Annotated in this window: 9 protein-coding genes; 4 read left to right on the top strand and 5 right to left on the bottom strand. The window is 73.6% G+C overall.

Features of this window, described 5'->3' with window-relative positions; translation table 11 throughout:
- Positions 1 to 645 (bottom strand): deoxyribodipyrimidine photo-lyase (locus tag R7226_RS23310; RefSeq protein ID WP_318599757.1); only part of this gene is annotated, 645 nt, incomplete at its 3' end.
- Between the two features lie 55 nt (positions 646 to 700).
- On the opposite strand from R7226_RS23310, the gene R7226_RS23305 reads away from it, so the two are divergent.
- Positions 701 to 1,327, top strand: coding sequence for an LON peptidase substrate-binding domain-containing protein (locus R7226_RS23305; RefSeq protein WP_318599756.1), 627 nt, complete (start codon positions 701 to 703; stop codon positions 1,325 to 1,327).
- Positions 1,328 to 1,403: 76 nt separating this feature from the next.
- On the top strand, positions 1,404 to 1,688 hold the full coding sequence (locus R7226_RS23300; RefSeq protein ID WP_318599755.1) for a hypothetical protein: 285 nt from the start codon (positions 1,404 to 1,406) through the stop codon (positions 1,686 to 1,688).
- On the opposite strand, the gene R7226_RS23295 is transcribed toward R7226_RS23300, so the two are convergent.
- The 4 genes from R7226_RS23295 to R7226_RS23280 all read right to left on the bottom strand — a co-directional run bounded on the left by R7226_RS23295 (position 1,685) and on the right by R7226_RS23280 (position 6,061).
- Positions 1,685 to 2,089, bottom strand: a complete 405-nt coding sequence (locus tag R7226_RS23295; RefSeq protein ID WP_318599754.1) for a hypothetical protein — start codon at positions 2,087 to 2,089, stop codon at positions 1,685 to 1,687. The two genes, R7226_RS23300 and R7226_RS23295, sit on opposite strands and share 4 nt — an antisense overlap.
- 84 nt (positions 2,090 to 2,173) lie before the next feature.
- Positions 2,174 to 3,691: a gamma-glutamyltransferase family protein gene (locus tag R7226_RS23290; protein WP_318599753.1), complete on the bottom strand. Its 1,518-nt coding sequence runs from the start codon at positions 3,689 to 3,691 to the stop codon at positions 2,174 to 2,176.
- A gap of 74 nt (positions 3,692 to 3,765) precedes the next feature.
- On the bottom strand, positions 3,766 to 4,917 hold the full coding sequence (ftsZ, locus tag R7226_RS23285; RefSeq protein ID WP_404827894.1) for a cell division protein FtsZ: 1,152 nt from the start codon (positions 4,915 to 4,917) through the stop codon (positions 3,766 to 3,768).
- 376 nt (positions 4,918 to 5,293) lie between these two features.
- On the bottom strand, positions 5,294 to 6,061 hold the full coding sequence (locus tag R7226_RS23280) for a ParA family protein (RefSeq protein WP_318599751.1): 768 nt from the start codon (positions 6,059 to 6,061) through the stop codon (positions 5,294 to 5,296).
- Between the two features lie 128 nt (positions 6,062 to 6,189).
- Here R7226_RS23280 and R7226_RS23275 point away from each other — a divergent pair, with 128 nt between their 5' ends.
- Complete coding sequence (locus R7226_RS23275; RefSeq protein ID WP_318599750.1) at positions 6,190 to 7,122, top strand: ArsA-related P-loop ATPase; 933 nt, start codon at positions 6,190 to 6,192, stop codon at positions 7,120 to 7,122.
- A complete protein-coding gene (locus R7226_RS23270; RefSeq protein ID WP_318599749.1) occupies positions 7,119 to 8,264 on the top strand; it encodes an ArsA family ATPase in 1,146 nt (381 codons plus the stop codon). The genes R7226_RS23275 and R7226_RS23270 overlap by 4 nt, the downstream gene beginning before the upstream one ends.
- Positions 8,265 to 8,272: the final 8 nt, after the last annotated feature.

Genomic DNA, 8,272 nt, shown 5'->3' with positions numbered 1-8,272 from the left:
CGCCTCGCCGGGCTCCGCCGCCGGCTCGCGGAGCGCCGCCGCGTCGGCCGCGGCGCGCTTGCCGACGAGCGCCTCCAGCGCCGGCAGGCTGCCCTTGCGCAGCTTCGACGGCAGCGGCGGCAGCTCGCTCGGCGCGCGGCGGACCGGGCGCCGCTCCAGCTGCTCCCAGGCGCGCTGGAAGGGCGTGAAGACGACGAACGGCGTGCCGCCTCTGGTGCGCGGCCGGCCGACGTCAGCGACGAAGTTGCCGGGGCCGGGCTGCGCCTCGACTCCGGCGTCCGCGAGCGCCTCGCGCACGCGTCTGTCGCGTGCCAGCGCGTACGGCGTCGCGTCGCTGGCCCACAGCACCGCGCTCGCGCCCGCTTCGCGCGCCAGCGCCGGAAGCTCCCGCTCCGGGCTGCCCTCGCGCACGACGAGGCCGCTGCCGCGCTCGCGCAGGGCGGCGTCCAGCTCGCGCAGGCAGGCGAGCATGAAGGCCGTGCGCGGCCCCGACGCGAAGCGGCCGCGCACGATCGCCGGATCGACGACGAAGACGGGCACGACGCGCGCGTGCTCGGCGAGCGCGCGCACGAGCGGCGGGTGGTCGTGCAGGCGCAGGTCGCGCCGGAACCAGACGAGCGCGATGGTGTCGGCGGGAGCGGGCATCCTCCGGGGTACGGGCGCGACGGCCGCGCCGGTTCACGACACTAGACTCCCCCGCATGGCGAATCGCGTCGTCCCGCAGTTTCCCCTCTTCCCGCTCGGCATCGTCGCGCTGCCGGGTGAGATCGTGCCGCTGCACATCTTCGAGGAGCGCTACAAGACGATGATGGAGCGCTGCATCGAGCGCGGCGAGGAGTTCGGGATCGTCTGGCTCTCCGACGACGGCCTGCGGCCGATCGGCTGCGCCTGCGAGATCACCGAGGTGCTGGAGCGGATGGAGGACGGCAGGCTGAACCTGCTCGCGCGCGGCACGCGGCCGTTCGAGATCGTCGAGCGCGAGGAGCGGCTGCCCTATCCGGCGGGCACGGTCGAGTTCCTGGAGGAGCGCGACGAGGACTCCGACACGGCGGCGGCCGAGCTGGCGCGCGAGATCTACGCCGAGCTGGTCGAGCGCGCGACCGACAGACGGCCCGACCCGATCGAGCTGGCGACGATGGGCGCCTACGCGATGGCGGCGACCGTCGACTTCGGGTTGGAGGCGAAGCAGGGGCTGCTCGACCTGCGCTCCGAGAACGCGCGCGTGAGGCTCGTCACGCGCCTCTTCCGCGCCGCGATGAAGCGGCTCGAGTTCGTCACGCGCGCACAGGCGCGGGCGAGATCGAACGGCAAGGTCCGCTTCACCTGACGCCGGCCCGGGCCGCCGCGTGCGCGAGGGCGTTCGCAGCGGCATGCGGGCGCGGCGCTGCGGGTACACCGGCAGCATGGCCCCTGACAGACCGATCGACGACAGACCCGACGACCAGGCGGGCATCAACGCCTACGAGCGCAGCCTCGACGACGAGGTCCGCAGGCTGCAACGCGAGTCGCAGCTGGTCGAAGACGACATCCAGCAGACGCGCAAGCACTGGGAGGAGCTGCGCGCCGATCGCAGCCAGCCCGGCGCTCGTCCGCGCGAGGACTCGCCCGAGCACCCTGAGCGGCTGGAGAACGTCGCCGGCGACTGGGAAGGCACCGCGCAGGCGGCCGAAGAGGCCGGGCAGGGCTAACGCTCCAGCCCGCACTCCCGCTGCGCCAGCTCGCGCACGAGCTGGACCATCCGCCCGAGGTCGGGCTCGCGCGCGCCGTCGGTCTCGCTGAACTCGATCGTGCCGTCGAGCGTGTGCAGCTCGAAGCGCAGCTGCGCGTTGGCCGGTCTCGGATGGACCGTCTCGTACGGGGCTTCCTCGGCGAGCGATCTGACGATGTCGCGACCGCGCAGCAGCAGCTTGGAGTCGAGCTGTCTCGGCTCGCCTCTGTCGCACGTGACTGTTCCGCCGTCGTTGACCGTGATCTCGACGCGCGCGTCGGGCAGCGAGCCGCTGCGGCTGACGCGGAAGAGGTCGTCCGACTCGGCGCCGCAGCCGGCGAGCAGGCAGACGAGCAGGGCGGCAAGCGTGGCACGGCGCATCGCGGGGACCCTACCTGCGAGGAGCAGCGGAGAGTCTTGGTCGCTGAACGACCAGAACTCTCCGGTGCTCGCGCGGACGACGACTCACGCCACGACCGCCGCGCCGCCGCGGCGCGGGTCGCCGCCGCCTGAGAGCGCGCCGCTGCGACTGTCGCGCTCGACCGCCTGCACGCCGCCGAAGAAGAGGTTGAGCGCTCTGAAGCGCGCGATCGTGTGGCCGGCCGCCTCCAGCGCCGCGGTCTCCGCCCCCGGCTCGGCGTAGACGATCCCGTCCTCGTAGTGCACCCGCGGCGCGCGCACCGCGGCGTCGGCGGCGAGGCCGTGGTCGACGACGGCGACGATCGTCTGCAGGACCGCGGAGCGGATGCGGTTGGAGCCGGCGCTGCCGAGCACCAGCTCCGGCCGCCCGTCGCGCAGCACGACCGTCGGCGACATCATGCTCGGCAGCCGCCGACCCGGCGGGAAGCGGTGGAAGCCGAGCGGGTTGAGGTCCTGCTCGCCGAGCATGTTGTTGAGGTGGATGCCGGTGCCGGGGACGACGATCCCCGCGCCCTCGCCGTTGGAGCAGGTGACGCTGCAGGCGCCGCCGTCGCCGTCGAGCACCGAGACGTGCGTCGTCGAGCCGAGGCGCGCGGCGAGGAAGCGGTCGAGGAAGCCCTCCTGCGCGAGCCCGTCGAGGAACTCCGGCGTGCGCTCCTCCTGCGCGGCGCCCATCGCCGCGACGAGCTGGTCGGCGGTCGGCCCGCCGGCGCCGCCGCCGGCCGCCTCCAGCAGCGCCAGCGCGTAGGCGATCAACGTCCCGCCGGCAGACGGCGGCGGGTTCGACAGCACCTCGCGGCCGCGGTAGGCGGTCCGCACCGGCGCGCGCGCCACCGTCGCGTAGGCGGCGAGGTCCGCGCCCGTCAGCAGCCCGCCCTGCTCGCTCAGCAGCTCGGTCACGGCGGCCGCGACCTCGCCCTCGTAGAACGGCCGCACGCCCTCGTCGGCGAGCAGCTCCAGCGACGCCGCCAGCTCCGGCTGCACGATCGCCTCGCCCTCCCCGAGCAGCCTCCCGGCCGGCGCGAAGATCGCCTCGACCGCGGGCGACAGGCGGCATATCCCTTCGAGGATCTCGACGACGTACGCCTGCTCGGCGTTGAGCGGCACGCCGCCGCGCGCGAGCGCCGCCGCCGGCGCGACCAGCTCGCGCAGCGGGATGCTCCCGAAGCGCTGCGAGGCGGCGCAGATGCCGTGCGGCATCCCATAGGCGCCGACCGACGCGGCGCCCGCGTTGAAGACCTGCACCGCGTCGCCGAAGGAGACGCTGACCGGCACCAGTTCGGCGCGCCCGTCGTGGTCGGCGCCGCGGCCCGGCACCTCGACGAAGAAGTCGAGCAGCACCGGCTCACCACCACCGGGCGGCACGACGAGCATGTAGCCGCCGGCGCCCAGGCCGGTCAGCAGCGGCTCGGCGGCGAACGAGGTCAGCATCGCCGCGAGCGCCGCGTCGACCGCGTTGCCGCCGTCGCGCAGCACGGCGGCGCCGGCCTCGGCGCTCAGCTGGTGACCCGCCGCGACGACGCCGCGCCCACCGCCAGCCCGCTGCTTGCCATTGCCGCTCACGCGCGCAGCATCCCATGCACCGCCGCGGCGCGGGGACAGATCCGCGGCGCCGCGGTCAGATCGCCTCGCTCAGCTCAGCGGAACGGCATGAACTCGGGCACGTCCAGCTCGTCGCGCGAGCGCTGCTCGCGCGGCGCGCTGGTGCGCGCGACGCGCACCTCGCCCGCGGCCGGGTCGGCGAAGCGCGTGCGCGACGGCCGCTCCTCCGAGCTGCTCGCGGAGGCGCGCTGCTCGCGCGGGACGCCGATGTCGGCGCCGCGCTCCTCGCGCGCCGGACGCGGCGGGCGGACCTCGCCGTAGCCGGTCGCCACGACGGTCACCCACACCTGGTCGCCGAGCTTCTCGTCGACCATCGCGCCGAAGATGATGTTCGCGTCGGGGTGCGCGGCCTCGGAGACGGCCTTGGCGGCCTCGTTGACCTCCCACAGCGAGAGGTCGTGGCCGCCGGTGATCGACAGCAGGATCGAGCGCGCGCCCTCCATGCTGGTCTCCAGCAGCGGCGAGGCGACGGCCTGCTCGGCGGCGTCGATCGCGCGCCGCTCGCCCGAGCCCATGCCGATCCCCAGCAGCGCGCTGCCGGCGTCGGCCATGATCGTGCGCACGTCGGCGAAGTCGAGGTTGATCAGGCCCGGCAGCGTGACGAGGTCCGAGATCCCCTGGACGCCCTGGCGCAGCACGTCGTCGGCGACGCGGAAGGCGTCGACCATCGAGGTGCCGCGGTCGAGCACCGACAGCAGGCGGTTGTTCGGCACGACGATCAGCGTGTCGACCTCGGCAGCGAGCGCCTCGACGCCGACGTCGGCCTGCTCCTTGCGGCGGGTGCCCTCGAAGCCGAACGGCTTCGTGACGATGCCGACGGTCAGCGCGCCCAGCTCGCGCGCGATCCGCGCGACGACCGGCGCGGCGCCGGTGCCGGTGCCGCCGCCCTCGCCGGCGGTGATGAAGATCATGTCGCTGCCCTTCAGCAGCGCCTTGATCTTGTCGTACTCCTCCATCGCCGCCTGACGGCCGAGCGACGGGTCCGAGCCGGAGCCGAGACCGCGCGTGACGTCGGCGCCGATGTGCAGCGTGAGGTGCGCGGCCGACTGCTGCAGCGACTGCAGGTCGGTGTTGACGGCGAGGAACTCGACGCCGCTGACCTCGGCCTCGACCATCCGGTTGACGGCGTTGACGCCGCCGCCGCCGACGCCGACGACGCGCAGCACCGGACCGGCCGAGCGGCCGATCCCGTAGCTGGTCGCGCCCGACGGCAGTCCCTGACCGTGGTCCTCGACGCGCGCGTAGACGTCGTGCGGCGCGGTGACCGGCGCAGAGGCCGAGGGCGGATCCATCATGTTGTCCGGGATGTCGTTCGAGAAGGCATGGCGCAGACGCTCCTGCGGCGAGGGGGTCGGCGGCAGCTCCGGCTCGTCGAAGGCGGGCGCGGGACGCGCGGGCGCGGCGGCCTGCGGCTGCGGCGCGATCTCGCGCGCGGCGGGCGTCGCCGGCTGCGGCTCGGCGGCGGCGGGCTCAGCCGTGGTGCCGGCGCCCATGCCGTCGAGGCCCTCGTCCTCGGTTCTGCGGAACAGCGCCGCGAGCGGGCCTTCCCTCATGCTCGTGCGTCTACTGGGCGCCATTGTGGAGGACCTCCTTCGCGAGCTGCCGGTAGGCGTGCGCTGCCATGCCGTCAGGGTCGTACTTCAGCACGGACATGCCCTGCACGGGCGCCTCTGCGAACCGGACCGTCTTGCGGATCCGGGACGCGAACACGCGCTCCCCGAAGCTCTCCTCCAGCAGCTCGATCGCTTCCTTGGCGTGGAGCGTGCGGGTGTCGACGAGCGTCGGCAGGATGCCTTCGATGTCGACGTTGGGATTGAGGTTCTCGCGGATCATCTTGAGCGTGTTCTGGAGCTGAAGCAGCCCCCGCATCGACAGATACTCGCATTGGACGGGGACGATCACCTTGTCGGCGGCCGTGAGGGCGTTGATCGTGAGCAGCCCGAGGCTCGGCGGGGTGTCGATGAAGATGAAGTCGTAGTCGCCCTTGATCGCCCGGAACGCCTTCTCCAGCGAGCGCTCGCGGCCGATCTGCGTCGACATCGCGATCTCGGCGCCGGCGAGGTCGATCGAGGCGCAGGCGACGTCGATCTCGCGTCGGCGGATCGCGTCCTTGATCGGCGTGTGATGGACGAGCACGTCGTACATCGAAGTCTCGACGGTGTCGGGGTCGATCCCCTGCGACATCGTCAGGTTGCCCTGCGGGTCCATGTCACAGCAGAGGACGCGATGGCCCTCCTCCGCGAACGCGACGGCGAGGTTGAGCGTCGTCGTCGTCTTCGCCACGCCGCCCTTCTGGTTGGCGAAGGCGATCACCTTGGCCGTGCCGGTCACTGGCGACTCCGATGAGGTCGGGAAACCCATACGCGCCTCTATTCGAAGCCGCGACGGGGAATCCTCCCCCGGCCTGGCGCACGCGCGCGCACGCGACGCGACTGCCCCAGCGACTAGGCTGACGGGCGGTGTCCGGGCTCTCCGACAAGCGCCTCCTGTTTCTGACCGGAAAAGGGGGCGTCGGCAAGTCGACCGTCGCGATCGCGCTCGCGCTCGCTGCCGCCCGCCGCGGCAGACGAACGGTGATCGCCGAGCTGACCGGGCAGGACCGCGCGGCCGTCGCGTTCGGCCACGCCGACGGCTCCAGCGGCGCGCGCGAGCTGCGGCTGGCGGAGAACCTCTTCACGATCTCGATCGAGCCGCAGCACGTGCTGGAGGAGTACCTGCAGCAGAAGGCGGGGCCGCTCGGCGACGTGCTCGCCGGCTCGCGCACCTTCCACGGCTTCGTCTCGGCGACGCCGGGCATGCGCGAGCTGCTGGCCCTCGGCAAGGTGTGGGAGCTGGCCCAGCCGCAGCGCCGCACGCGCGACGCGCAGCCGTACGACCTCGTCGTCGTCGACGCGCCCGCGACCGGCCACGGGCTCGCGACGCTGCTGACGCCGCGCACCTTCGCCGAGATCGCGAAGGTCGGCCCGATCGCCTCGCAGGGCCGCACGCTCGACGCCTTCTTCACCGACGCGCGCCTCGCCGCCGTCGTCGCGGTCGCGCTCGCGGAGGAGATGCCGGTCAACGAGACGATCTCGCTGCGCGAGCGGCTGCGCGAGGAGGCCGGGATCGAGCTGGCGGCGACGGTCGTCAACGCGCTCGTGCCCGACCGGCTCGGGCCGCGGCAGGCAGCGACCGTCGCCGGCGCGGTCGATGGCGTGCGCTCGCCGCTGGTGCGCGCGGCGCTGGAGTCGGCCCGCTCCGAGCACGTTCGCGCGCGCGCACAGCGGGCGCAGGTGGAGCGGCTGGCGGAGGGGCTCGGAAGCGCGCCGTTCGAGCTGCCGTACCTGTTCACGCCAGCGGTCGACATGGCGGGGCTGGAGCTGCTGTCGGAGCGCCTGGAGGAGCTGCTGTGAGCGCCCCCGGCGTCGCCGGCTGGCTCGACGGCGTCCGCGTCTGCATCTGCGGCGGCTCCGGCGGCGTCGGCAAGACGACGACCTCGGCCGCGATCGCGACCGGCATGGCCGCGCGCGGGCTGAAGGTCTGCGTCGTCACGATCGACCCTGCGCAGCGGCTCGCCAACGCGCTCGGCCTCGACACGCTCGGCAACGAGCCCCACCGCGTCGAGCCGGCGCCGTTCGCGGCCGCTGGCGCGCCGCTCGGCGACGGCGAGCTGTGGGCGCTGCAGCTCGACGCCAAACGGACCTTCGACGACCTGATCGAGCGGCTCTCGCCGGACGAGCGCACGCGCGAGGAGATCCTCTCCAACCGCATCTACCGCGAGCTGTCGGGCGCGGTCGCCGGCTCGCAGGAGTTCACCGCGATCGCGAAGCTGCACGACCTCGCCGCCACGGGCGAGTTCGACCTGCTCGTGCTCGACACGCCGCCGTCGCGCAACGCGCTCGACTTCCTCGACGCGCCCGACCGCCTGACGCAGTTCTTCGAGGGCAGGGCGCTGCAGGCGCTGCTGAAGCCGAGCGGCTTCGGGATGAAGCTGTTCGGCCGCACCAGCGGGCTCGTGCTGAGCGCGCTCAAGCGCGTCACCGGCGTCGACCTGCTGACCGACCTGTCGACCTTCTTCCGCCTGCTCGGCGGGCTGCTGGAGGGGTTCAGAGCGCGCGCCGAACAGGTCGACGCGCTGCTGCACGACCCCGCCACCCGCTTCCTGCTCGTGACCTCGCCCGAGCGCGAGCCGGTCGACGAAGCGATCTACTTCCACCGCAAGCTGAAGGCGGCGCGGATGGCCTTCGGCGGCGGGATCGTCAACCGCGTGCACGCCGACCAGCTCGGCGACGAGGACGCCGGCGAGCTGGTGCAGCGGCTGATCGACGAGGCCGGCCTCTCCAGACCGCTGGCGCGCAGAGTCGCCGCCTGCTTCGCCGACGAGCACGCGCTCGCCGTGCGCGATCGCGAGAACGTCGCCCATCTGGCGCAGCGGCTGGGCGCGAGCGTGCCGCTGCTGCTCGTGCCGCACCTCGATGAGGACGTGCACGACGCCGCCGGGCTCGTGCGCGTCGGCGCGCACCTGTTCGCGGACGCGACCGCCGTCGCGCCGTAACGGGCGGC

This window comes from Conexibacter stalactiti, from assembly GCF_033542075.1.
Taxonomy (GTDB): domain Bacteria; phylum Actinomycetota; class Thermoleophilia; order Solirubrobacterales; family Solirubrobacteraceae; genus Conexibacter; species Conexibacter stalactiti.
The sequence above is the reverse complement of the archived record's forward strand: the minus strand, read 5'-3'. Positions and strand labels throughout refer to the sequence as shown.

Bases quoted from the DNA above. Each gene is read 5' to 3' on its own strand.
- R7226_RS23305 (WP_318599756.1), top strand. From the start codon at position 701: ATGGCGAATCGCGTCGTCCCGCAGTTTCCCCTCTTCCCGCTCGGCATC.
- R7226_RS23300 (WP_318599755.1), top strand. From the start codon at position 1,404: ATGGCCCCTGACAGACCGATCGACGACAGACCCGACGACCAGGCGGGC.
- R7226_RS23295 (WP_318599754.1), bottom strand. From the start codon at position 2,089: ATGCGCCGTGCCACGCTTGCCGCCCTGCTCGTCTGCCTGCTCGCCGGC.